Raw genomic sequence first — 22,460 nt, forward strand, 5'->3', positions numbered from 1 at the left:
ATTGAAAACCCGGCAGTCTGGCAGTATGATCACGAAAAACCACCCAAGGGGAGGAGGCAGCCCATGAAGAAAATCACGGAAAATATTTACCATCTGGGCGACAGCGGATGTTCCGTTTTCATGGTGGATACAAAGTGCCCGGAGGGGCTGGTCCTCATCGATGCAGGCATGGATCCGGATCTGGTCCGCTAAATTGATTCCTTGGGACTGGATGCCGGCCATATCCGGCACTGCATCCTCACCCATTGCCACATTGACCATATCCATGCCTGTGCAGCGCTGAAACGGCAGCTGCCCGGGATCCGTTTCTATGCCCATAAAGCCGATGCCCCGCCCATTGAGGAACCGGGCCACGACCAACGGACCGCCGCATCCTGGTACGGGGTGACATATGAACCTGTCCGGCTCCACCAGAAATTCGAGGGAGATACCCGCCTTTCCATCGGCACCTGTGAATTCCAATGCATCCACACCCCCGGCCATACCCCCGGTTCCATCTCCGTGCTGGTTGAATCCCAGGGCAAAAAGGTATTGTTCGGCCAGGATCTTCACGGCCCCTTTGACCCGGGGTTCCTGTCGGACCTCAATGATTACCAGGCCTCCATGGAGCGGCTGCTGGACCTGGAGGCGGATATCCTCTGCGAGGGCCATTTCGGTGTTTTCCAGCCCGCAGACAGGGTCAGGCAGTACATTGAAGCCCACAAATCCCGGAACCTGCCCTGAAAATACCGGGACGCTGTGTTATAAACAAATGTCCCCAAAAAAGGCGGCGTTTCACCCCGGTGAAACGCCGCCTTTATACTTAAAGGATTTCAATTAAAACAGCCGTACCCCATCAGGTGAGGTCAAAACGGTCAAGGTTCATGACCTTGTTCCAGGCTCCGACAAAATCATTGAGAAACTTTTCCTGGGCGTCATCCGCGCCGTAGACATCCGCCAAAGCCCTGAGCTGGGAATTCGACCCGAAAACCAGGTCCACCCGGGTGCCGGTCCATTTAAGCTCGCCGGTGGCCCGGTCGCGGCCTTCGAAGATATCTTCATCTTCTTTGCTGGGCGCCCATTCAGTGGACATATCCAGAAGATTCACGAAGAAATCATTGGTCAGGGTCTCCGGTTTATCTGTAAACACGCCGTGGCCGGATTGGGCGAAATTGGTGTTCAGGACCCGCAGGCCGCCCAGGAGCACCGTCATTTCGGGTGCGGTCAGGGTCAGCAGCTGGGCGCGGTCCACCAGAAGTTCCTCCGCCGGCACGCTGTATTTGGTCTTAAGGAAATTTCGGAAACCGTCGGCAACCGGTTCAAGCACGGAAAACGACACCGCATCGGTCTGGTCCTGGGACGCGTCGGTGCGCCCCGGGGTGAAAGGAACGGTAACCTCACGGCCGGCATTTTTGGCCGCCTGTTCAACCCCGGCACATCCGCCGAGCACAATGAGGTCGGCCAGGGAAACCTTTTTCCCGCCGGACTGACCTTTATCCGGCTGGGCCCCATTGAATTCCTTCTGGATCCCCTCCAGGGTTTCCAGCACCGCCCCGAGCTGTTCGGGCTGGTTCACCTGCCAGTCCTTCTGGGGGGCCAGGCGGATACGGGCCCCGTTGGCCCCGCCCCGCTTATCCGAACCCCGGAAGGTGGATGCCGAGGCCCAGGCCGTGGAGACCAATTGGGAAACCGTCAGCCCCGCCACCAGGATCCTCCCCTTGAGCTCCTGGATATCCTTTTCATCAATGAGTTCATGGTCGACTGCTGGCACCGGGTCCTGCCAGATCAATTCCTCATCCGGCACCTCGGGGCCGAGATAGCAGGAACGGGGGCCCATATCCCGGTGGGTGAGTTTAAACCAGGCCCGGGCAAAGGCATCGGCAAACGCCTCTGGGTCCTCGTGGAACCGCTTGGCAATGGGTTTATACACCGGATCCATTCTCAAAGAGAGGTCTGCCGTGGTCATGATGGTGGTCACCCGCTTGGACGGATCATGGGCGGCGGGGGCCAGGTCTTTGTCATCCGGGGTAACCGGGACCCATTGATTGGCGCCGGCCGGGCTTTTCACCAGATTCCAGTCATAGCCGAAAAGCATGTCGAAATAGCCGGAATCCCATTTGATGGGGTTGGGGGTCCATGCCCCCTCGATACCGCTGCTGATGGTGTCGTCCCCTTTGCCGCTCCGGTATTTGCTCTTCCAGCCCAGTCCCTGCTCCTCAATGGCGGTTCCCTCGGGTTCCGGCCCCACATGGGAGGGGCTGGCCGCCCCGTGGCATTTGCCGAAGGTGTGGCCGCCGGCAACAAGGGCAACTGTCTCTTCATCGTTCATGGCCATGCGGGCGAAGGTTTCGCGGACATCCCTGCCCGAAGCCAGGGCATCGGGCTCGCCGTTGGGCCCTTCCGGGTTCACATAGATCAACCCCATCTGTACTGCGGCCAGAGGATTTTCCAGGTCCCGGTCTCCGGAATAGCGCTTGTCACCCAGCCATTCCGTCTCAGTCCCCCAATAGATATCCTCTTCGGGTTCATAGACGTCTTGGCGCCCGCCGCCGAAGCCGAAGGTTTTGAAACCCATGGACTCAAGGGCAACGTTGCCGGCCAGGATCATGAGATCGGCCCATGAAACCTTGTTGCCGTATTTTTTCTTGATGGGCCAGAGCAGCCGACGGGCCTTGTCCAGGTTCACGTTGTCGGGCCAGCTGTTCACGGGTGCCAGGCGCTGGTTGCCCGAGCCGGCCCCGCCCCGGCCGTCCCCCATGCGGTATGTGCCGGCGCTGTGCCATGCCATGCGAATAAAAAGCCCGCCATAGTGGCCGTAATCCGCCGGCCACCAGTCCTGGGAATCGGTCATCAGATCATGGAGATCCTTTTTCAACGCCTGGAAATCCAGTTTTTTGAATTCCTCGGCATAATTGAAATCCTTTCCCATGGGGTTGCTCTTGGAAGCGTGCTGATGCAAAATTTTAAGGTTGAGCTGGTCAGGCCACCAGTCCCGGTTGGAGGTTCCCCTGCCGGTCGGCCGTTTCCCCGTTTTTCCCGTTACCGGGCATTTGCTTTCGTTATTGGACATCTTCCCCCCTCTCATTCATTCGGTTAAAAAAAATGAATTCCATCTAAGAATCATTATCAATTAGGTGGCAAAAAAAAGATCAGGCCTTTTCTGACATGCAATCGCTGCAGATGCCGAAAAAGTCCAGCCGGTGATTCAGAATTTTAAAGTCGGTCTCTGCGGCAACCTCTTTCTTCATATCGTCCAGGCTGTCCAGATCCGGATCGACGATTTTACTGCACTTGATACAAACGACGTGTGGATGGGGGTAGGGTCTGTTTCCGTCATATCGGTTGCTCCCATCCGGGAAACCCAGTTCAAGAACTTCACCAAGTGATTTTATTAATACAATATTTCTGTAAACCGTGGCAAGGCTCATGGTCGGGAAATCCGCCTTGATCTCACTGTAGATATCCTCAACGCTGGGATGGTCATGGCTTTTGGCCAGAATCCTGACGATGGCCAGGCGCTGGGGCGTGATCTTGTGCCCCTTATCCCTCAGTTTCCGGATAATAATATCAAATCTTTTTTTATGATCTGCCAAGTTCTTCCCTCTGCCAAATTAATTGATAACTATTATTAATTAGCATCAATTATCTTTTTGTCAAGGAAATACCGAATCCCAGCCTGAATTAAAAAGATGACTTGATCTCCGTCCATGATTAAGGGTAATCAGGTAAAAAATCAATTACAGGAAACGTTTTATGCTTAAAAATTCTTTTCAACACATACCGGGCATCGGGACAAAGACAGAACTGCAATTATGGGATTTTGGATTAAGGGAATGGCAGGATGCCTTGAACGGCGGCCCATACCCGGTCCCTGCCAAACGGATGGAAACCCTGAAAGCTCATGCCGGGGAGTCCATACAGCAGCTTAACACCAATAATCCCAGGTATTTTGCAGACCTGCTGCCCCCAAAGGAACACTGGCGGTTCTTCCCCGAATTCCGGAATTCAACGGCCTATATCGATATTGAAACAACAGGGCTCGAGGCCTGGGATACCATCACAACCATCGCCCTCTATGACGGCAGGGGTATCCGCTATTATGTACAGGGCCGGAACCTGGAGGATTTTATCGAAGATATTCGCCAGTACACTGTCCTTGTGACCTTTAACGGTAAGACCTTTGATGTGCCTTTCATCGAAAGGCAGTTCGGTGTGCGCCTTGACCATGCCCACATTGACCTCAGATATGTTCTCAAAAGCCTGGGCTACGCCGGCGGGCTCAAACGGTGTGAACATGAACTGGGCATCAGCCGGGGGGACCTGGAAGGGGTGGACGGCTATTTTGCCATTCTTCTCTGGGCAGATTACCAGCAGAACGCCAATGAGAAAGCCCTTGAAACCCTGCTTGCCTACAATATCGAAGACGTGGTCAACCTGGAGCACCTGATGGTATTGGCCTATAATATGAAACTCAAAGGCACCCCCTTTGCTGAGACCTGCGGCCTCCCCCGGCCCAATGGACCGGAACTGCCCTTTTCACCGGACCCCGGTACCATCGCCCGGCTGAAAAAGGACGCCGTTCCCTCATTTTACTGATCGTTAAAAAAACGTCCAGCACCGGCACAGAAGCGGCTTTGGGGGACCCCGGGGGCCGCCCCCATCCCCCCAAAGGCGATATCAAATAAATTCATAAACTTACAGCTTGACCGCCGGGAATATTATGGAGTATAACGACGTTCACCTTTTTTTTAATACATTAACAGCAGTAAGGATTATGAAACCAACACCAAACAAGATGGCCACCATTTCAACGGCTATTATTCTTTTTTTGATTTCCATACCCGTTGCCTATGCCTATTATTTCACAGATTGGCGAAATGACAGTCTTTTCCAGGCCGACGCCCGGGGAGAGGTAATACCTGAGTTCCAGGAAGACTCCAGAATCTTTGATGAACGAATTCTGTTGAGAAAAGATAAAAGCATCACAGTGAATAACAGCAGGCTGGTTTTCAAGGGCGTAACAGATAACAAAATCCGCCTGGACCTCTATCTGCTCGAACTTGATCCGGAATATGCCTATCCCCACTATATTTCAAAGGCGGATCTCCGGAAAACGTTCCGGCTGGGAGATTCAAAATTCCAGCTTCTGAAAATAAGCAAAGGATCTGTGCAGCTGAAAATTATCGATTTGTACCAATCATAATTGGTCCTGAGTAAAATTGCCGGTGCAGGGCATTTTACCCCTTTCTATAATTCCTAAAATCGGAAAAATAAAACATGCGTTCCGCCATTTTATTTTTTGCATTTCTCTTTTTACTCCTGCCGGCTGCGGCGGGAGCGGTAAACCAGAGCACCGCCACGGATCTGTTGACTGCGGAGGAACGGGCCTGGCTGAATCGGCACAACGGAAAGATCACCATTGCACCGGACCCCAATGACCCGCCCCTTGATTTTTTTGACAACCTGGGCGCCCACAGGGGATTGACTGCCGATTATATTCGGCTGATTGAAAAAAAACTGGGGGCCCGGTTCAAAATCCTGAGGATGCCATCCTGGGATGCAGTCCTGGCAGCCGCCCGGGAAAAAAAAGTCCAGATCATCTGCACGGCCCAGCGGACCCCGGAACGGGACAAATTCCTATTGTTCACCCGTCCTTTTATCCGGATTCCGGAAATCATCGTCACAGGGACGGCCTTCAAGGGAAAGGCATCCATGGAGGATCTCAGGGGAAAAAAAGTGGTCATGACCCAGGGATATGCTCTGCTGGAGCTGATCAGACACCAATACCCCTGGATTGATATCCACACCGTTCAAAGGGATATTGACGGATTGTTGGAAGTCTCCTTCAACCGGGTGGACGCAATGATTATCGGCCTGACCAAAGCCTCCCATCTCATCGAAGCAAGGGGCATAAACAATCTGCGCATGGCCGGGCAGACCGATATCGTCCTTAACCTGGGGTTTGCCTCCCAAAAAGATCTGCCCGTCCTGCATTCCATATTAGAAAAAGGCCTTGCCGCCATATCCCCAGAAGAACGCCAGGAGATCCACCGCAAATGGATCAGCCTGGGCGCAGGCCCTTTTTATACGCAAATGGACTTCTGGCTGGTACTCTCCTCGGCCGTGGGCGTGCTGACAGTGGTGATCTTTTCGGTTTTATTATGGAACAGGACCCTGAAACGCCAGGTCACCAGAAGCACGGAACAATTGAAAAAGGAACTCAGGGAAAAGACCCTGGCCCAGACCGCCCTGCATCAAAGTGAAGAACGCTTCAAAATGGCCATGGACGTGACCCGGGACGGATTGTGGGACTGGGACATCGTTTTAAATGAGGTCTACTACAGCCCGGCCTATGCCTCCATGCTGGGCTACGATTCAACGAAGGTGCCGGCCCATGTGGACTCCTGGCGCTCCCTGATTCATCCCGACGACAAAGAAGAGGCCTTCAGGGAAAACCAGAATTGCATTGACAACAAATGCGACCAGTTTAAGGTGGAATTCCGGATGCAGGCCAAAAACGGGGAATGGCGATGGATCATGGGCCGGGGAAAGGCGGTGAAACGGGACGAAACCGGAAAGGCACTCCGCATGGTCGGCACCCACACGGATATCACCGAGCAGCGGATGCTTGAAGAGCAGATCATGCAGTCCCGGAAAATGGAAAGCATCGGCACCCTGGCCGGGGGCATCGCCCATGATTTCAACAATATTCTTTTCCCCATCCTGGGGCACACCCAGATGCTTATGACAGACATCCCCCAGGATTCAAGCCTGAGGCCGGGCGTTGACAGCATTTACACCTCAGCCCTCAGGGCAAAGGCACTTGTGGAACAGATCCTGACCTTCTCGCGCCAGGAGAAAAGCGAAATAAAACAGATGAATATCCAGCCCATCCTGAAAGAGTCCCTTTATCTCCTCAGGTCAACCATTCCTGCGACCATCAATATCCGCCGGGAGATTGAACCGGACTGCCGCCCCATCAAAGCCGACCCCACCCAGATCCACCAGATCATCATGAACCTGGCGGCCAATGCCTCCCATGCCATGGAGGAAAACGGGGGCACAATGACGGTGGTCCTTAAAGAAGAACTGCTCAGTGAAGTGACCCTGCTGGGCCCCCACCTTCAACCCGGCCCTTACGCCTGCCTGGCGATAAAAGATACCGGAAGGGGCATGGACAATGTAACGGCCGGTAAAATTTTCGACCCCTTTTTCACCACAAAAGAAAAAACCCGGGGAACCGGCATGGGCCTTGCCGTGGTCCACGGCATTGTCAATAAACTGGGGGGAAGCATTCGGGTGGAGAGCCGTCTGGGCCGGGGATCGGCCTTTTACATTTATTTTCCGGTGGAAGAAAGCGGTGCCGAGGACCTGACCGCAGTCCAGCCCCCGCCGGCCCCGGAGGAAGGAAACGAACGGATCCTGCTCGTCGATGATGAAGCCGGTATCATAGAAATGGAACAGCAACTGCTGGAACGGCTGGGCTACCGGGTCACCGCCCATACCAGCAGCATAAAGGCCCTTGAGGCATTTAAGCACCGGCCGGACCGCTTTAACCTCATCATAACGGATCTGGCCATGCCCGATATGCCGGGGGACCGCCTTGCAGAGGAACTGCTTAAAATAAACCCCGGGGCAAAAATCATCATCTGCACGGGGTTCAGCAAAAAAATATCCCTGGAATCCGTTGAAGCCATGGGCGTTAAGGCCCTTTTCCTCAAACCCATGCTGATGGAGGAAATTGCAGGAAAAATACGCAAGGTGTTGGATGAAAAATGATCCCTGCCCCTCAAGGGAACAATAGAATCAATGGTCAATGCCTTTTTTTTGTTTCATCTTAATATACCAGTCCTGGTCCCCATACAATTTATCTGAACACTCGGGGCACATTCCATGGCTGAATTCGACTTCGGAATATTTTTGTATATAGGATTCTATTTGACTCCAATACCCTTTGTCATCTCTGATTTTTTTGCATGACGCGCAAATGGGCAGCAACCCGCTTAATGTGGTGACTTTTTCAAGTGCCTGTTTTAACTCCCCCACCAATTTTTCCCTGCGCTGTTCCTGGATTTTCTTTTGGGTAATATTTCGTATTGTTTCAATTGCACCAATTTTATTGCCCTTAAAGTCATAGAGCGGGGAGGCGGAGCCTGCCAAGTATCTGCTATTTTCACTTAAATTTGGATTGCAGGTCTCTGAAAACATGAGCCGATCATCCGCCCTCCTTTCATACGCGTACCGACTCTCCAATTCCTGGTTTGGACTCAGCGCAAAATCAACAAGTATCGGCCTTCTTTCACCATAAAACGGGATGGCGTATTCGTAATTTCCTTTCCCTAAAATTCGGTCCGCTTTAATTCCGGTTAATTTTTCAATCGCCTTATTCCAATGAGTCACTTCGCCCTTGCCGTTAATTACAAAGGTCGGATCAGGTAAAAAATCAATAATGCTGTTTAGGGTTCTTTGAGAGTTAATCAATCCTTCTTCGGCATTTTTTTGTGCTGTAATATCCTGAAAAGTGCCAAACAGGCGGACGGGCGTCTGGTTGGCATCGTACTCAGTGTGACCTTTTGCCCATATCCATTTTATCTCTTTGCTGGGCAGGCATACTTGATATTGGAACTCTGTCTTTCCTTTTTGATACAATGCGGCAATTGATTCATTATAATGCTGCTGGGAATCCGGATGAACCCAGCTGCGCAGTGTCTCGTGGTTCAAAGAAAAACGGTCCGGATTTAATCCGTAAATCGCATAGGTTTCTTTGGCCATCGTAAAGGAGTCATTTAAAACATCGTACTCCCACCACCCTGATTTTCCTAATTGGTGCGCCGCCTCCAGTTTAAGGGTTAAATCCCTCAACTTTTCATTTGAATCTTCAAGCTTCGCAATTGTGGCGGCCAATGAATTTTCAGCCTGTTCCCGCTCCTTGATTTCCTTTTCAAGATATTTTGTTTTTTCTTTTATCTTTCCCTTTAATTCATCCGTATGGAGCAATACCCTGTTGGCAAGGGGGCTCATTAAAAACCAAAACCCTGCAAGGATGGCCATATACACTGAAACAGCGGTTACTCCCCAATAAAGGAACCGGGTGTTTAGGGGTTTGTATAATTCTTTTTTATCCTGCAGCACAACCAGCCCCCAATTGTCGATATCCAGGTCATGGTATGCGGCCACATGGTCGAGTGAATGATTGTCCATTCCGGATCCGCCTCGGCCTGCCTGGGTTAACAAGGATTCGATAACTTCATTTTCCCGTCCCTCTCGGTTGTCTGCCCTTGCATCAAATAGAACAGATACGGCGCCTTTTGAAACAACCCCCAGAAGAATTTTATGACCGGTTTTCAGTCCAGCCCTGTTTTTAACAATTTCTTTCAGGTAACACAGATCGATGAGGACCAGATCGGCCCCCAGGTAATCTTTTGCACGGTTAAAAATTGGGGCGCTGACAATGACCCGGCAGTGGCTGTCTTTTCTAAAGGGCCTGGACAAGGAGATATCAAAGGGGGTTGTATAATCGATTGGGGATGTCTGAAAAGAAAAGATTTCCCCGCACCGGGCCACCGCTTTTCCATTTTTATCCAGGCGGATAATGCCGATGATTTCCCTGGACAATGTCATGGCATCTGAGAGTTTCGGTTCAGTGAAAGACTGCAGTCGGTTCAAGGACATCTGCCCATTGTTATATTTTTCGAGCTCCTGTCTGATCCGGGTACGGCTGGTCACCTGAAAGGCCAGGTCTTTCACTCTTCTTGACCATTCATTCACCGCCATTGCCCGTGTTTCAGCCTCATGAACCACCTTGCTGTTTTCAGCTTCTTTTAACCGGTTGTATACGGGGACGGTAATTGCGAGGATCAAAGAAAATGAAAAAATAAGAAAAAGTAACGCGGAGTATAAAAAAAGGGTTTTTCGCAGTTTTATAGGAGAAATGGGGTCCGGTCTCAAATCTCTCTTTTCCTCTGGCTTTCGCCACCAACGCGGGCGATCATCCAATTTATTTTTTATATCGATGATATTTATTATTAGCATTTACCTCATAAAAAGGGAATATTCGATTTCTTCGGGATCATTTGATTTTGCGAAAAGCCTCCCCCATGGTAGAAAAGGGAGGACCTGAAATTGTTAACGGAGGCATGATGAAATATATTCTGATGGTTTTGGTGACGGCGTTGGGCCTGGCGTTGGGCCTGGCAACAGCTTCCCCCGGCCTGTCCGCAGGGGTGGACAACCGCATTTATGCGCAACTGCTCAAGGCCCATGTGAAAAAGGGGCGGGTGGATTACGGGGGATTTAAAAGGGAGGAAGCCCTTTTTGATCAATACCTGAAGATTTTAAGCGACACAGATCCCAAGGCCCTGACACGGAACCACAGGTTCGCCTTTTACATCAATGCCTATAACGCCTTTACCATCAAGTTGATTCTGAGCGAATATCCCGAGGTAAACTCCATCAAGGAGCTGGGCGGATTCTTTTCCAGCCCCTGGAGCAAAAAATTCATTTCCCTGGGCGGATGGAAGGTTTCCCTGGATTATATCGAACATGAGGTGCTGCGGCCTGAATTCAAGGACCCCAGGGTTCATTTCGCCATCAACTGCGCGGCCAGGAGCTGCCCGCCCCTGCTCAACCGTCCATACCAGGGGGAACGTCTGGAGCGGCAGCTGGAGGAACAGACCCGGGCCTTTATCAACAATAAACGGTCCTCGTTTGTAAAGGAGGGCACCCTGTTCATCAGCAAAATATTCGACTGGTTTGAAGAGGATTTCAGCGACAATCCCCTGCTCTTTATCCGGCAGTATGCAGGGGAACGGCTCAGGGCCGAGCTGGATGGGGCAGGCCCGGAGCCGGACATCACCTATCTGTATTACGACTGGTCGTTAAACCGGCGGTAAATCAATTGCAGAGGGCCAGTTCGCCGAACCCTTTGAGCAGGGCGGCGGCATGGGGGGTTTCACGGACTGCGGCCACGAGCTGGTCCGGATCCTGTCCCTGGGCCCTGGCCTTTTCCGACAGGTTTCGGATATACCCCTGTTCTGCGGATTCATCAAATTCCGGATGGAACTGCACCCCCCAGGCCACTTCGCCGATCCTGAAAGCGTGGTGGGGTTCAAATGTGTTGGCCGCCAGGGGTACTGCCCCGGCCGGCAGGCCGGTGACGGTCTGGGAATGGACCACATGGCCCTTGAATGTGTCAGGCAGCCTGCTGAAAAGCGGGTCGGTCCTGCAGGCCTCCAGGCATGAAATGTCCACAGTGCCGATCTCGGTGCCTTGGGGATGGAAGTCAACGGTCCCGCCCATGGCGCGGGCCAGGACCTGGTGGCCGTAGCAAATGCCCAGCAGCGGCATGCCGCCGGCCACCGCCCTGCGGGTCCAATTCTCCAATGCCAGGCTCCAGGCTGCTTCCTCGGTGACCATGGCATGGGAGCCTGAAATCACCGCCCCCAGAACAGTTTCCGGTCCAGGCAGAGCGTCGCCCCTTTCAACATCCGCCACCCGGCAGCGGCCAGGTGGCACACACAGGCCCCGGATGATCCAGTCTTCAAAGTCCCCCAGTTCCCGGGCCATCTCAGGGAAGGTGCCGCCGGCCTTTATTACAAGGAGACAGGGCTCAACCACGGCTCACCTCATCCAGAATAATATCTTCAATCCCCTGTACTGCCCCCAGGTGCCGGGTAAGGATAAAGGCGGTCCCGGGATATTTTTCTTCACACGCCCTGACCAGTTCAGGAATATCCGTCATAATATGGGCCCCCGCCGAAATAAAAAAGGGAAAAATAACCACCTGGTCCGCCCCCTTATTTACGGCATCTTCCACCACCCCGGGCAGAAACGGTTCTGAAAACTGAAGAAAACCGTGGACCACCAGATCAAATTCAGGTTTTGCCTTTTTTGCCAATTTTTCCGTTAAAGCCGCCACTTCCACAGCCGATTCTTTTTTCCGGCTGCCGTGTGCCGCAATCACCAGTGCTTTCATATGCTTGTCCGCTCCCAATTATGGCTGTTGTCAATTTTAAAAGAATAATATCCCCATTTGAATTTGCAAGCCGGTGCCCCCGTTTATTTCAAAAAACGTTTTGACGTAAATGAACGGATATTATATAGTGAATGCTAATCATAGCTTTTGACAGATTTCGAATCCCATACAACGCCATTCTGACCCGGCAGTGTTGGACAATAAAATTAGAATACCCCTGTTGTCAGTCCTCTCCATTGTTGCGCATCCCATAAGCGTTACCTGCACCCGGAACCGGTTTTACCCGGGACGGGGCTGAACCTTATAATTTTTTTAAGGAGGCAAAATGGAAAATCACACCATGTATTATGACACCATCATCAAACTTACCACTGCCATTTCCCAGTGCAGAGACCCAGAGGAAGTGGCTTTAATAAGCGCGGAGAGCGTTAAAACCGCTTTTGGCGCCAAGGGGTGTTCGGTATTTTTAGTGGACAGGGCAACACGGGAACTTGGCCTGGTGGCCTCTTCTGGATTAAGCAATGAATACCTTGAAAAAGGACCCATTCATTTCATGCAGGCCATCAAGGAAGCAAGGGATGCCGTGCCCGTCGCCATTTATGATGTATTTGACGATCCCAGGATCGAATATCCGGATGCGGCCAAGAAAGAAGGGATCGCATCCCTTTTAGGAGTGCCCATCATCGCCCACAATAAAATCCTGGGGGCGCTGCGGGTATACACGGCCGACCCCTGGGAATTCTCCTTCAACGACATCACCCTGGTCCAGGCCGTGGGCCTGATCTGCGGCATGGCCATGGATATGTGCCGGATGTACAAAGGCTATAAAACCAGCATTGAAATCCTTAAAAACATGCGGGATCCCAAATCCTTCAGCTCCAACAAATGGACACCCTATGAGGGGGTGCCCACCTCTGTGGACCAGTCCATCTGCGACTACTAAACCTGAAACGGGAGCGGCAGCGGAAGCCGTACGGCAGCATCAGCCCAGAAGGGCCGCCCGTACCGTATCCAGGCCCAGCCGGTCGATCATCCGGCCCATGCGCTCCCGTTTTGAAAACTCTTTATAATAATCAATGATCTTAGCCACCATGTCCAGGGCTGCTTCGGAATCCAGGTCTTCCACCAGCAGATCCGCCAGCCTGGGCCGTGCCGATCCGTTTCCGCCGATCTGCACGGTCCAGCCTTTGGCCGTGCCGTAAAGGGAGATGTCCTTGATGCAGTTTTCCGCACACTGGACCTTGCAGCCCGAGACCCCCATCTTCATTTTGCTGGGCAGCACCATGCCGTGGTAGATTTTATCCAGCTTCATTCCCATTTCCAGGCTGTCCTGCTGTGCCAGGCGGCAAAACTGGATGCCGGGGCAGGCCTTGACACTCCGTACGCAAAGGCCTGTGGCGGCACCGGCATCCATGCCCAGGTCCTTCCAGACCCCGTCCACATCCTCTTCTTTGATGCCGATCACCGCAATCCTTGCCGCAGAGGTAACCTTCAGTTCAGCCACCTGATATTTGTCGGCCACATCGGCCAGGGTGCGCAGCTGGTCCGGTTTAACCAGCCCGCAGGGCAGATGTGGGGCCACGGCATAGCTGATGTCCTTTTTGCCCCGCTGGCGGATAACTCCTTTTTCTCCATCTTTCAACATTTTTTACTCCTTATTTCAACGGTCCGCACCGCTTTGGCCGGCACCGGTTCGATTGGTCAATATATGGCTATGCTTTTATTATCCATGCCCGGGTATGTCAATAACCGGCAAAAATACCAGTTGACAAAAAACCGGGAGACCGCCAATATGATGCCGTTTCCCAACAATTTCCCTTGCAGAATACCATACCCGGAGGATTACCAACCCCATGGCCGCGTCAAAACACGAACGAAAAGCACCAGGCACAGAAAACAAACGGCCATTCATCCAGGGACTCAACCTTAAATTCTGGTTCACCCTTTTCACCGCCCTGCTATTCATCGTGTCGGCTGCCGCTGTGACCTGGGCGGTGGGCAACCTGGCCGAAGATATTATCGAGCAATGGGCCTCCCGGTATATCATCAAACAGGTTCTGTACGACAAAAGCCGGACGCTACAGCCCATCATGCGGGAGGTGGCTTTGTCCCGGCAGATGGCCACATCCCGGTTTATCAGGGAATGGGCCAGCTCCCCGGACGATGCCCGCCTGACCCGGACGGCCCTTGGCGAACTGGAAAACTTCCGGAAAAATTTCCAGGACAACTCTTATTTTGTCGGCCTGCGGCGCAACGGCCGATACTACCACAACAATGCCGACAACGCGTATGCCGGAAAGGAATTCCGGTATTTCCTGGACCCCAAGAAAGAATCCGATGCCTGGTTTTTCGACCTGATCCGCCAGGACAGGGATATCCATATCAACGTGAATCCGGATATTGAACTGGGGATCACCAAACTCTGGATTGATGTGCCGATCCGGGACGGCGGCGAAATATTGGGCATTGCCGGCACCGGCCTGGACCTCACCGATTTTCTCAACGAGGTGGTGGCAGAAGGGGAGCCGGGCATTACCAGCCTGTTTGTGGACCATGCCGGCGCCATTCAGCTCCACCGGGATAAAGATTTCATAGACTTCGGTTCCATCAGCAAGCAACCCGAGAAACAAAAAACCATTGACCTGATTTTTGAAAATCCTGAAGAACAGAAAACCGTTTTTGCGGAAATGAAGCGGCTTGAGTCCGGCAAAAAAAAGGTGGCGGTAGCATTCGTCCATGCCGGAGGCCGCCGCCAGCTGGCCGGGATCGTCTACCTTCCCGAGATTGACTGGCATGAAATCACCCTGATTGATCTGGGAACGGTCCTGCCCCTGTCTCAGTTTTCAACGGTTATACTGATATATATTCTCACCCTGCTGGCCACCCTGATCCTCTTCAATTTCATCCTGAACCGCTTTGTACTCAATCCCCTGGGCCGGCTTGACCGGGCCATGGAACGGGTCAAGGCCGGGGAAAGCCCCTCAGAACTGGAGGACCGGGAAGGTATTGGTGAACTGGGACGGCTGATCAGCCGATTTCTCGAGATGGCCCGGGCCGTACTGGCCTCCCGCCGTGACCTTGAGCAAAAAATAAAGGCCCGGACCCGTGACCTTGAACGCCTGGCAAGACGTGATCCGCTGACGGAACTGCTCAACCGCCGGGGCATGACCGAACAGATGAAGGCCTGCTTTGAACGGGCATATAGGGAAAACACGGTTCTTGGAATTCTATGGATGGACATTGACTGGTTCAAGGAGGTCAACGATAAATACGGCCATGCCGCAGGGGACGAGGCCCTGAAAACCGTGGCCGGTATCCTCCGCGCTGAGATCCGCCCCTATGATCTGGCTGCCCGCTGGGGCGGGGACGAATTTCTGATACTCATGCAGCCGGCTGATGAAAATACCCTGGGCCTCATGGGCGAACGGATCTGTACCGCAGTTGCCGGCCATGTACCGGACCCGCAGTCTCCGTCCCTGAGCGTCAGTATCGGGGGCTGCATCTCAGATCCGGAGACGGACCTGGACAGCCTGCTGAACAAAGCCGACCAGGCCCTTTACCGGGCCAAAGCGGACGGACGGAACTGCTACCGCAGATTCCGCCCCGGGTCCGCCGGCGGCAATTAGTATTTCGCAGGGGAACTTTTCCTTGACAGGTCCTTGTCCATGGCCATAATATTTGTTTTTTTAATCATTTACGCAAAGGAAACCACATGCTGCAGGATAAAAAAATAGGATTCATCGGAAGCGGAAACATGGGTGAGGCACTGGTCAGCGGTCTTGTATTGTCCAAGGCAGCCAAACCGGAAAATATCATCTGCTCGGATATTGATGTGGATCTCCTGGCGGAGGTCCAGGAAAAATACGGGGTGCAGACCACCACCAACAACATCGAAGTCTGCGAAAAAGCAGAAATCATCGTCTATGCCACCAAACCCCAGATCCTGGGCGCCGTACTCAAGGAGACCGCCCCGGCCCTGGACAAATCCAAGCTGGTTATTTCCATTGCCGCCGGCGTCCCCCTGGCCGCCATCGCCGCCGGCCTCGACAAGGAACTGCGTCTGATCCGCTCAATGCCCAATATCTGTGCATTTGTCAAGGAAAGCGCCACAGCCATCGCAGCAGGCGAATTTGTCCAGGAGGGGGATGTGGAACTGGCCCGGGCCATTTTCGATTCCGTTGGGGAAACCGTATTCATCCAGGAGAACGTGCTCATGGACGCCTTCACTGGCCTGAGCGGTTCCGGCCCGGCCTATATTTTCACCATCGTGGATGCCCTGGCCGATGCCGGGGTGAAGATGGGGCTTTCCAGAAAAAACTCCCTGTTCCTGTCCACCCAGACCGTACTTGGGGCGGCACGGCTGCTCCTGGACTCCAAGGAGCATCCCGGCCAGCTGAAAGACAGGGTGGCCTCACCCGGGGGGACCGCCATTGCCGGTATCCATACCCTTGAACAGGGGGGCCTGCGCACCACCCTGATCAATGCCGTAGAATCGGCCTCAAAGCGGTCAAAAGAGCTTGGCGAAATGATGGTCAAAGACTTCATAAAAAACGCAAAGAACGACAAATAAAGACAAAAAAACCGGGGCAGGAATGCTATTGGCGGCATTCCCGGCCCCGGCCTTGGCTAAGGAACATTAAAGGAGGCGGTTATGGTTAAACGTTGAGTTCCTTTTTCAGCCAGTCTCTGATTCTTCCTTCAACGGCATAGACCCCTTTGTACTTGCCCATGCCCTTTTGCATGAATTCCTTTTCAAGATCCTTGGGCAATTCAAAATTGCCCAGTTCCTCGGAATCAAACCCCTTTCTCCTGACCAGGGTGAGGATGGGGTGCTTTTTCCAGGTGTTGATAACAAAATAAACGGTTTCATTGTCGTTGTCCCTGGAATTGTAATAGCTCTGGGAACGCAGGGGCCCCCATTCCAGATGCAATGCAATGGCTTCTTCAGGCGTCATATCCCAATCCACGGAATTCAGCAGGTTATAATTCTTTTTTATATCATGAAGTCTCATATTCCCTCCATTTGGTTCTGGGTTGCATTTCCCTTCTGCAGATTCTTTAAAAGCAAAGAGCGTGCCCGGAATAATAAAAAGTAAATATGACCTACATTTCCAGTTACTTATACCCAGAAAACAATTAAACAGAATAGTATGAGACAAAAAAAGAGACAGTCAGAAAGAAACATTTATGTCTCAATCCGACTGTCTCGATCCAAATAAACTAATAATTTTCACATAAAATCTCAAAATACCCCGAGGGTTTAACGCATGCCGGGCATTTATCCGGGGCGGTTTTGCCTGTATGGATATAGCCGCAGCTCAGGCAGCGCCATGTTTTTTCCTCCTCCCGGGAAAAACTTCTGCCTTGGGCAATGTTGTCTGCCAGATGCAGAAAGAGCTTTTCATGGTGATTTTCAGATACGATGATGGCATTGAATGTATCTGCTGCCCGGTCAAAGCCCTCATCCTGTGCTTCCCTGGCAAACCGGGCGTACATGTCGTTACTGACGTAATGCTCCAGCTCCGCCGATGAAATGAGGTTGGCATGGGTGTCTTTGATCACCCCGGCCGGAAAAGACCAGTTTACGGGAAGATGTCCCCCGTTGAAAAACTTGAAAAACCGCAGGGCGTGTTCATACTCCTGGTCTGCAGTTTCCCTGAACAATTTGGCAACCTGGATAAATCCCTCGTCCCTGGCCCTGGCCGCAAAAAAATCATAACGGGTCCTTGCCTGGGCCTCCGCCGCAAATGAGGCGTGGAGGTTGAGGGCGGTTTGGCTCTCCCTGAATTTACCCATGGGCACCCCGCTACTCTTCGATTTCAATGGCATCGGCCCCGCATTCCGCTGCGGCCCGGCGAACCACCTCCTTGAGATGGTCGGGAATGGGATCTATTTTTACCTTGGAAAGCAGATCGTCTTCATCATACTCAAATACTTCAGGACAAAGGTCGTTGCAGTTTCTGTCACCCATACAATTTTTGGTAATGGTCACTTTCATTGTCAATCATCCTCCTTAAAGTTAATGGTACTATGAAACCGAAGGCCGTATAATTTCACGGTCTTCGGTAAGAACACTATCCCTTGCGCATCCAGCCGTGGAATTTTTCCGCCCATTCCAGCACCTTGCCCGGGGCATGGGCCTTTTTCCACTGGCCGGCAGCGTATTTATTGGCCTCTGCCATGGTCGGGTAGATATGGATGGTACCCAGTATCTTGTTCAGCCCAATGCCGTGGGTCTTGGCCAACACAAATTCAGCAATGATTTCAGAGGCGTGGGCCCCCACGATGGTCACGCCCAATATGGTATCCCTGCCCGGCACCGTCAACACCTTAACAAAGCCCTTATCATTGGAATCGGCAATGGCACGGTCCAGATCGCCAATGCCGTAGACCGTCTTTTCGTAAGGAATCCCTTTGGCCTCCGCCTCCTGTTCGCAGAGCCCCACCCGGGCCACTTCCGGATCGGTATAGGTGGCCCACGGAATTGAATCATAGTTGGCCTTGAATTTTTTCAAACGGCCGAACAATGCATTCACAGAGGCATACCAGGCTTCGTGGGCGGCCGTGTGCGTAAACTGGTAGCGGCCATGGACATCCCCGCAGCAAAAAATATTGGGGCAATTGGTCCTCAGGAATCCGTCGGCCAGTATCCTTCCCCGGGGGTCCAGGGCAACCCCCAATTCCTCCAGGCCGATGCCCCTGGTATTTGGGATCCGGCCCAGGGCAATCAATATGGCATCAAAGGGGATCTCCACCCTCTCCCCCCGGTGGTCGCAGACCAGGACATGCCCTTCCCCGTCCTGCCGGATGGATGTGGCGCTGTGGTTCAGGCGCAGATCCATGCCCTCGGCCTCAAATGCTTCAATTACGGGCAGGGTGGCATCCTCATCCTCTTTTTTCATGATCCTTCCGGACCGCTGGACCAGGGAGACCCGGGATCCCAGGCGTTGGAAGGCCTGGGCCAGTTCGCATCCGATGGGGCCTGCCCCGAGCACCACCAGCCGTTGGGGCAGTTCCCGGATATTCCAAATGGTATCCGAAGTCAGGTAATCCACCGCCTCCAGCCCGGGGAGGGCCGGCACCACGGGGCGTGCGCCGGTGGCCACAATGATATTCTTTGTAATGAGCCGCCGGTCCCCCACCGCCACTTCAAAAGGGGAGATGATTTTTGCCCGGCCCCGGATGCATTCCACTCCGAGCCCGGTATACCGGTCCACTGAATCGTGGGGTTCAATGGCCCGGATCTTTGACTGGACCCGCTCCATGACCGCTGCAAAATCAAAGGTCACATCCACTTTTTCAAGGCCGAACTCCTCTGCCCGGGCCGCATGGGCCAGAATTCTGGCGGAGGCGATCAGGGACTTGCTGGGCACACACCCGGTATTGAGACAGTCCCCGCCCATTTTCTGTTCCTCAACCAGCGCAACCCGGGCCTTGACCGTTGCCGCAATATAGGAGGAGACCAATCCGGCGGAACCGCCGCCGATGACCACCAGGTTGTAGTCAAAACGCGCCGGTTTCTCCCATCGGGCATAGGCTTTTTTAGCCCGGGCCACGTCAACGGCCTTCTTGGCGACCAGGGGAAAGATACCCAGTAGGGCAAAGGAAAAAATCAGCCCCGGAGACAGGATACCGCCCAAAGAATCGACCTGCCCCAGCTGGGTACCGGCATTGACGTATACAATGGTTCCCGGCAGCATGCCGATCTGGGAAACGATGTAAAACAGCCGGGCGGAAATGGGGGTCAGCCCCATGGCCAGATTGATGAGGAAAAACGGAAAGGCCGGCACCAGGCGGAGGGTAAACAGATAGAATCCCCCCTCCCTCTCAACACCTTGGTTGATGGCGTTAATCCGTGTGGAAAACTTGGTCTGGACCCAGTCCCTGAACATATACCTTGAAAACCAAAATGCCAGGGTGGCGCCGATGGTGGAAGCAAATGAAATGGCCACAAGGCCCGTGAACAGGCCGAATACGGCGCCGCCGGCCAGGGTCATCACCGTGGCCCCTGGCAGCGACAATCCCGTGACCAGAATATAAATCCCCATGTACACCCCGATACTGAGGACTTTATTGGCCTGGTAAAATGCCCTCAGATCGTCCAGTTGTGCCTTGAGTACGCCAAGGGAGAGGTAACGGTCCAGGTCAAAAATAAAAAACAGGGCCACCAGGGCAAGTATTCCGGCCGCCAGCATCAGTTTTGTTTTCGCGGTGTTGTTCATATCATCTCAAAAATTAATGGGCGTTACAGGGTCGCTTCAATGGCCTGGAACCGTTTGATGAATCTGCGGTCGATGTAATCCTTGATAAAAAAAGCCAGGCGTCCCCCGAATATGAGGCCGTGCTTTTTGAGTACCCCCTCGCCCCCGCCCACATTAAAAATCAGCAGGTAGTCTGGCCCGGGATCGAATTTTTCCAGGGGCCTTCCCTCAAGGGCGGCCATGAGGTTGTGCAGGAGCACGGGATTTTCCCGGACCGCATAGACCCCCACCTTGTCCAGGGGCTGGGGCTGATGGTAAATGCAGTCTCCGCCGCCGAAAATCTCAGGGTAGTCCGGGCTTTGCAGGTATTCATTGACCAGCAGCCCCCTGTCCGGTCCTGTGGGCAGGCCCGAGGCCTCAAAAATGGTGGAGGGAATCACCCCCAGGGCCATGAAGGTAAAATCCGTGGGGAACATTACCCTGTCCCCCATCAGAATTTTATCCGCTTCCACCCGGTCCACATATCCGGTTTCGATGATTTCAATTTCCCGGCGGACCAGAATTCTTCTCACCCGTTTCCTCACCCCGGGTGCAAACCGCTTCATGAAGCCTTTACCGGCGAAAATCCGGATGACAGGAATGTTGGCGCCGATCCTGTGGGCCAGCTGCCAGACGTTCCCGGCCACTTCCGCCGCCGAGGGGCCGCCCCCCACCACCGACACCACCGCTTTCTTCTCCCTGAACAATTTTTCCAGCCGCTGGGAGGCCTCCATGAGCTTTTCGATGGGCTTCACCGGATAGAGATTATCCGGCGGCGCTTCAGGAATCTCCTGGGAAACCGTATCCAACGGCACGTAGGAACCGGCATTAAAAGAAAGAACATCATATCCCAGGGACGTCCCGGATTGGGTAAAGACCTCACGGCGCTCCGGATCGATTTTCACCGCCCGGTCCCGGACAAATACCCCGCCCTGGGCCTCGACCACCTTTCTGGTGGCAAACCGGATATCGTCGGGTGCGTAGGTATGTCCCAGCATCCCCGGCCCCATGCCCGAATAGTAATGGTAATCCGACGGGGCAATCACCGTCACCCCGATCCCCTTTTCCGTAAACTGCGCAATATTCTCCAGGGTGACCATATGGGCATGGCCGCCCCCCACCAGAACAAGATTCTTTCCCATGGTCTTCGCTCCCTTGATTCTATTCTGCTACAGTTGATCCATCAGCCGGCCCAGGCTGGCCAAATGCTCCTTTTCTTCATCTGCGATCTTGAGGACGACGGCCCTGGAGGCCTCGGAGTCAATCCGTCCCCCCACCCGCTGGTAGAGGTCCAGGGCTTGGGCCTCAATGGACATGGCCAGGGAAATCACATCGGTCTCGGATCCCAGATCCGGCTTGAACAGATCCAGGTACTCCTCGGTGGTCAGCCCCCCTTCCATTGATTTCTCGGTGACCATGGCGGATAACTCTTCAATGCCGGTATCCGGGTGGCCCAGGTCCTGGTAGGCCTTGACAATGGATTCCTGGTGTTTGACTTCTATGGCGGACAATTTCTCAAACAGGGACCGCACCTTGTCATTGGCCGCCCTGCCCGACATTTCCGTGTAAAAATCCTCCAGTCCCGCCTCCAGGGAAAAGGCGGCCTTAAGGATTTCCTCGGGCAGGTCGGTATCTGAAAAAAGATGGACGCCCAGATCCTGGGGACCCACTGCGGTCTGGGACTGCCATGCCTTGATGCCGCCGGACACATTGTAGACCTTTTTAAATCCCTTGCCCGCCAGCATCTGCGCAGCCACACGGCTGCGCCCGCCAACGGCTCAGTAAACCAGGACCGGCTTTTCCCTATCAATCTCCGACAGCCGGTCCCCCAGCTGGGGCAAGGGAATCAGGGTGGCCCCTGGGATGTGGGACTGCTGGTATTCCTTGGGCTGCCGCACATCCAGAATGGTCACCTTATCGGCACCGGAGTTGTCGATGATTGATTTTGTCTCGTTGAAATCAATGGATTCTGCCGGGGTAAAAAACTGCATCCACTTCATGAGCGCCTCCTTTTTCCTAGTGTAATCAGCCCAGGGATTTAAAACTTTTGGGAGAGGCCCCGCATACCGGGCAGCGCCAGTCTTCAGGCAGGTCCTCAAACTTGGTTCCTTTTTTAATTTTCCCCTTCCTGTCGCCGCGGTCAGGGTCATAGATATAGCCGCAATTTGTTACCTGACACTGATACATATCCTTCGGGTCTGCCATTCTCATACCTCCTCAACTTAAAATACCGTTTCAAAAATTCAAATTTTCGCCATTTGATAATT

The 22,460-nt window shown here is 53.3% G+C and carries 20 protein-coding genes and 1 pseudogene; 8 read left to right on the forward strand and 13 right to left on the reverse strand.

Translation table 11 applies throughout. The features are described 5' to 3' along the window. Nucleotides 1-63: 63 nt before the first annotated feature. Nucleotides 64-723 (forward strand): annotated as a pseudogene (locus HUN04_09405) (MBL fold metallo-hydrolase). A 112-nt stretch (nucleotides 724-835) separates the two neighbouring features. On the opposite strand, the gene katG reads toward HUN04_09405, so the two are convergent. Both katG and HUN04_09415 read right to left on the reverse strand, forming a co-directional pair. Next, the gene (gene katG, locus HUN04_09410; protein ID WDP89913.1) at nucleotides 836-3,049 is read right to left on the reverse strand and encodes a catalase/peroxidase HPI; all 2,214 of its coding nucleotides are present in this window, start codon (nucleotides 3,047-3,049) and stop codon (nucleotides 836-838) included. A gap of 79 nt (nucleotides 3,050-3,128) precedes the next feature. Beyond that, nucleotides 3,129-3,572: a transcriptional repressor gene (locus HUN04_09415; GenBank protein WDP89914.1), complete on the reverse strand. Its 444-nt coding sequence runs from the start codon at nucleotides 3,570-3,572 to the stop codon at nucleotides 3,129-3,131. A 160-nt stretch (nucleotides 3,573-3,732) separates the two neighbouring features. Here HUN04_09415 and HUN04_09420 point away from each other — a divergent pair, with 160 nt between their 5' ends. The 3 genes from HUN04_09420 (at nucleotide 3,733) to HUN04_09430 (ending at nucleotide 7,758) form a co-directional block, all read left to right on the forward strand. Beyond that, nucleotides 3,733-4,575 carry a ribonuclease H-like domain-containing protein gene (locus tag HUN04_09420; protein ID WDP89915.1) on the forward strand — a complete coding sequence of 281 codons (843 nt, stop codon included), beginning with the start codon at nucleotides 3,733-3,735 and terminating at the stop codon, nucleotides 4,573-4,575. Nucleotides 4,576-4,753: 178 nt separating this feature from the next. After that, a complete protein-coding gene (locus tag HUN04_09425; GenBank protein WDP89916.1) occupies nucleotides 4,754-5,182 on the forward strand; it encodes a hypothetical protein in 429 nt (142 codons plus the stop codon). A gap of 74 nt (nucleotides 5,183-5,256) precedes the next feature. After that, nucleotides 5,257-7,758 carry a transporter substrate-binding domain-containing protein gene (locus HUN04_09430; GenBank protein ID WDP89917.1) on the forward strand — a complete coding sequence of 834 codons (2,502 nt, stop codon included), beginning with the start codon at nucleotides 5,257-5,259 and terminating at the stop codon, nucleotides 7,756-7,758. Between the two features lie 27 nt (nucleotides 7,759-7,785). Here HUN04_09430 and HUN04_09435 read toward each other — a convergent pair whose 3' ends face one another. Further along, nucleotides 7,786-10,011, reverse strand: coding sequence for a PAS domain S-box protein (locus tag HUN04_09435; protein WDP89918.1), 2,226 nt, complete (start codon nucleotides 10,009-10,011; stop codon nucleotides 7,786-7,788). 107 nt (nucleotides 10,012-10,118) lie between these two features. Here HUN04_09435 and HUN04_09440 point away from each other — a divergent pair, with 107 nt between their 5' ends. Further along, on the forward strand, nucleotides 10,119-10,871 hold the full coding sequence (locus HUN04_09440) for a DUF547 domain-containing protein (protein ID WDP93231.1): 753 nt from the start codon (nucleotides 10,119-10,121) through the stop codon (nucleotides 10,869-10,871). Between the two features lies 1 nt (nucleotide 10,872). Here the strand turns inward: HUN04_09440 and HUN04_09445 are convergent, their stop codons facing one another. After that, nucleotides 10,873-11,595 carry a glutamine amidotransferase gene (locus HUN04_09445; protein ID WDP89919.1) on the reverse strand — a complete coding sequence of 241 codons (723 nt, stop codon included), beginning with the start codon at nucleotides 11,593-11,595 and terminating at the stop codon, nucleotides 10,873-10,875. Continuing rightward, the gene (locus HUN04_09450) at nucleotides 11,588-11,953 is read right to left on the reverse strand and encodes a CbiX/SirB N-terminal domain-containing protein (protein ID WDP89920.1); all 366 of its coding nucleotides are present in this window, start codon (nucleotides 11,951-11,953) and stop codon (nucleotides 11,588-11,590) included. Before HUN04_09450 ends, HUN04_09445 begins: the two co-directional genes overlap by 8 nt. A gap of 325 nt (nucleotides 11,954-12,278) precedes the next feature. Between HUN04_09450 and HUN04_09455 the strand changes: the two genes are divergently transcribed. Next, nucleotides 12,279-12,896, forward strand: coding sequence for a GAF domain-containing protein (locus HUN04_09455; protein ID WDP89921.1), 618 nt, complete (start codon nucleotides 12,279-12,281; stop codon nucleotides 12,894-12,896). 39 nt (nucleotides 12,897-12,935) lie between these two features. On the opposite strand, the gene HUN04_09460 is transcribed toward HUN04_09455, so the two are convergent. Continuing rightward, a complete protein-coding gene (locus HUN04_09460) occupies nucleotides 12,936-13,598 on the reverse strand; it encodes an NAD(P)/FAD-dependent oxidoreductase (GenBank protein WDP89922.1) in 663 nt (220 codons plus the stop codon). Between the two features lie 208 nt (nucleotides 13,599-13,806). Between HUN04_09460 and HUN04_09465 the strand changes: the two genes are divergently transcribed. Both HUN04_09465 and proC read left to right on the forward strand, forming a co-directional pair. Further along, the gene (locus HUN04_09465; protein WDP89923.1) at nucleotides 13,807-15,579 is read left to right on the forward strand and encodes a diguanylate cyclase; all 1,773 of its coding nucleotides are present in this window, start codon (nucleotides 13,807-13,809) and stop codon (nucleotides 15,577-15,579) included. Between the two features lie 86 nt (nucleotides 15,580-15,665). Continuing rightward, the gene (gene proC / locus HUN04_09470) at nucleotides 15,666-16,523 is read left to right on the forward strand and encodes a pyrroline-5-carboxylate reductase (GenBank protein ID WDP89924.1); all 858 of its coding nucleotides are present in this window, start codon (nucleotides 15,666-15,668) and stop codon (nucleotides 16,521-16,523) included. Nucleotides 16,524-16,608: 85 nt separating this feature from the next. Here proC and HUN04_09475 read toward each other — a convergent pair whose 3' ends face one another. From HUN04_09475 to HUN04_09505, 7 genes are all read right to left on the reverse strand, one after another. After that, nucleotides 16,609-16,965 carry a hypothetical protein gene (locus HUN04_09475; protein WDP89925.1) on the reverse strand — a complete coding sequence of 119 codons (357 nt, stop codon included), beginning with the start codon at nucleotides 16,963-16,965 and terminating at the stop codon, nucleotides 16,609-16,611. Nucleotides 16,966-17,173: 208 nt separating this feature from the next. After that, nucleotides 17,174-17,749 carry a rubrerythrin family protein gene (locus tag HUN04_09480; protein WDP93232.1) on the reverse strand — a complete coding sequence of 192 codons (576 nt, stop codon included), beginning with the start codon at nucleotides 17,747-17,749 and terminating at the stop codon, nucleotides 17,174-17,176. A 10-nt stretch (nucleotides 17,750-17,759) separates the two neighbouring features. After that, a complete protein-coding gene (locus tag HUN04_09485) occupies nucleotides 17,760-17,951 on the reverse strand; it encodes a ferredoxin (GenBank protein ID WDP89926.1) in 192 nt (63 codons plus the stop codon). Nucleotides 17,952-18,027: 76 nt separating this feature from the next. Then, complete coding sequence (locus HUN04_09490) at nucleotides 18,028-20,175, reverse strand: FAD-dependent oxidoreductase (GenBank protein WDP89927.1); 2,148 nt, start codon at nucleotides 20,173-20,175, stop codon at nucleotides 18,028-18,030. 23 nt (nucleotides 20,176-20,198) lie between these two features. Next, nucleotides 20,199-21,335 (reverse strand): FAD-dependent oxidoreductase, encoded by a 1,137-nt coding sequence (locus HUN04_09495; GenBank protein ID WDP89928.1) that lies wholly within the window; start codon nucleotides 21,333-21,335, stop codon nucleotides 20,199-20,201. 27 nt (nucleotides 21,336-21,362) lie between these two features. Then, the gene (locus HUN04_09500; GenBank protein ID WDP89929.1) at nucleotides 21,363-22,193 is read right to left on the reverse strand and encodes a ferritin-like domain-containing protein; all 831 of its coding nucleotides are present in this window, start codon (nucleotides 22,191-22,193) and stop codon (nucleotides 21,363-21,365) included. Between the two features lie 25 nt (nucleotides 22,194-22,218). Beyond that, a complete protein-coding gene (locus HUN04_09505) occupies nucleotides 22,219-22,398 on the reverse strand; it encodes a rubredoxin (protein WDP89930.1) in 180 nt (59 codons plus the stop codon). Between the last annotated feature and the right edge of the window lie 62 nt (nucleotides 22,399-22,460).

Source organism: Desulfobacter sp. (genome assembly GCA_028768525.1).
Lineage (GTDB): Bacteria > Desulfobacterota > Desulfobacteria > Desulfobacterales > Desulfobacteraceae > Desulfobacter.

Excerpts from the sequence above, each read along its gene's own strand:
- katG (WDP89913.1), bottom strand. The coding sequence starts at position 3,049 with ATGTCCAATAACGAAAGCAAATGCCCGGTAACGGGAAAAACGGGGAAA.
- HUN04_09420 (WDP89915.1), top strand. The coding sequence starts at position 3,733 with ATGCTTAAAAATTCTTTTCAACACATACCGGGCATCGGGACAAAGACA.
- HUN04_09425 (WDP89916.1), top strand. The coding sequence starts at position 4,754 with ATGAAACCAACACCAAACAAGATGGCCACCATTTCAACGGCTATTATT.
- HUN04_09430 (WDP89917.1), top strand. The coding sequence starts at position 5,257 with ATGCGTTCCGCCATTTTATTTTTTGCATTTCTCTTTTTACTCCTGCCG.
- HUN04_09435 (WDP89918.1), bottom strand. The coding sequence starts at position 10,011 with ATGCTAATAATAAATATCATCGATATAAAAAATAAATTGGATGATCGC.
- HUN04_09440 (WDP93231.1), top strand. The coding sequence starts at position 10,119 with ATGAAATATATTCTGATGGTTTTGGTGACGGCGTTGGGCCTGGCGTTG.
- HUN04_09450 (WDP89920.1), bottom strand. The coding sequence starts at position 11,953 with ATGAAAGCACTGGTGATTGCGGCACACGGCAGCCGGAAAAAAGAATCG.
- HUN04_09455 (WDP89921.1), top strand. The coding sequence starts at position 12,279 with ATGGAAAATCACACCATGTATTATGACACCATCATCAAACTTACCACT.
- HUN04_09460 (WDP89922.1), bottom strand. The coding sequence starts at position 13,598 with ATGTTGAAAGATGGAGAAAAAGGAGTTATCCGCCAGCGGGGCAAAAAG.
- HUN04_09465 (WDP89923.1), top strand. The coding sequence starts at position 13,807 with ATGGCCGCGTCAAAACACGAACGAAAAGCACCAGGCACAGAAAACAAA.
- proC (WDP89924.1), top strand. The coding sequence starts at position 15,666 with ATGCTGCAGGATAAAAAAATAGGATTCATCGGAAGCGGAAACATGGGT.
- HUN04_09475 (WDP89925.1), bottom strand. The coding sequence starts at position 16,965 with ATGAGACTTCATGATATAAAAAAGAATTATAACCTGCTGAATTCCGTG.
- HUN04_09480 (WDP93232.1), bottom strand. The coding sequence starts at position 17,749 with ATGGGTAAATTCAGGGAGAGCCAAACCGCCCTCAACCTCCACGCCTCA.
- HUN04_09485 (WDP89926.1), bottom strand. The coding sequence starts at position 17,951 with ATGAAAGTGACCATTACCAAAAATTGTATGGGTGACAGAAACTGCAAC.
- HUN04_09490 (WDP89927.1), bottom strand. The coding sequence starts at position 20,175 with ATGAACAACACCGCGAAAACAAAACTGATGCTGGCGGCCGGAATACTT.
- HUN04_09495 (WDP89928.1), bottom strand. The coding sequence starts at position 21,335 with ATGGGAAAGAATCTTGTTCTGGTGGGGGGCGGCCATGCCCATATGGTC.
- HUN04_09505 (WDP89930.1), bottom strand. The coding sequence starts at position 22,398 with ATGGCAGACCCGAAGGATATGTATCAGTGTCAGGTAACAAATTGCGGC.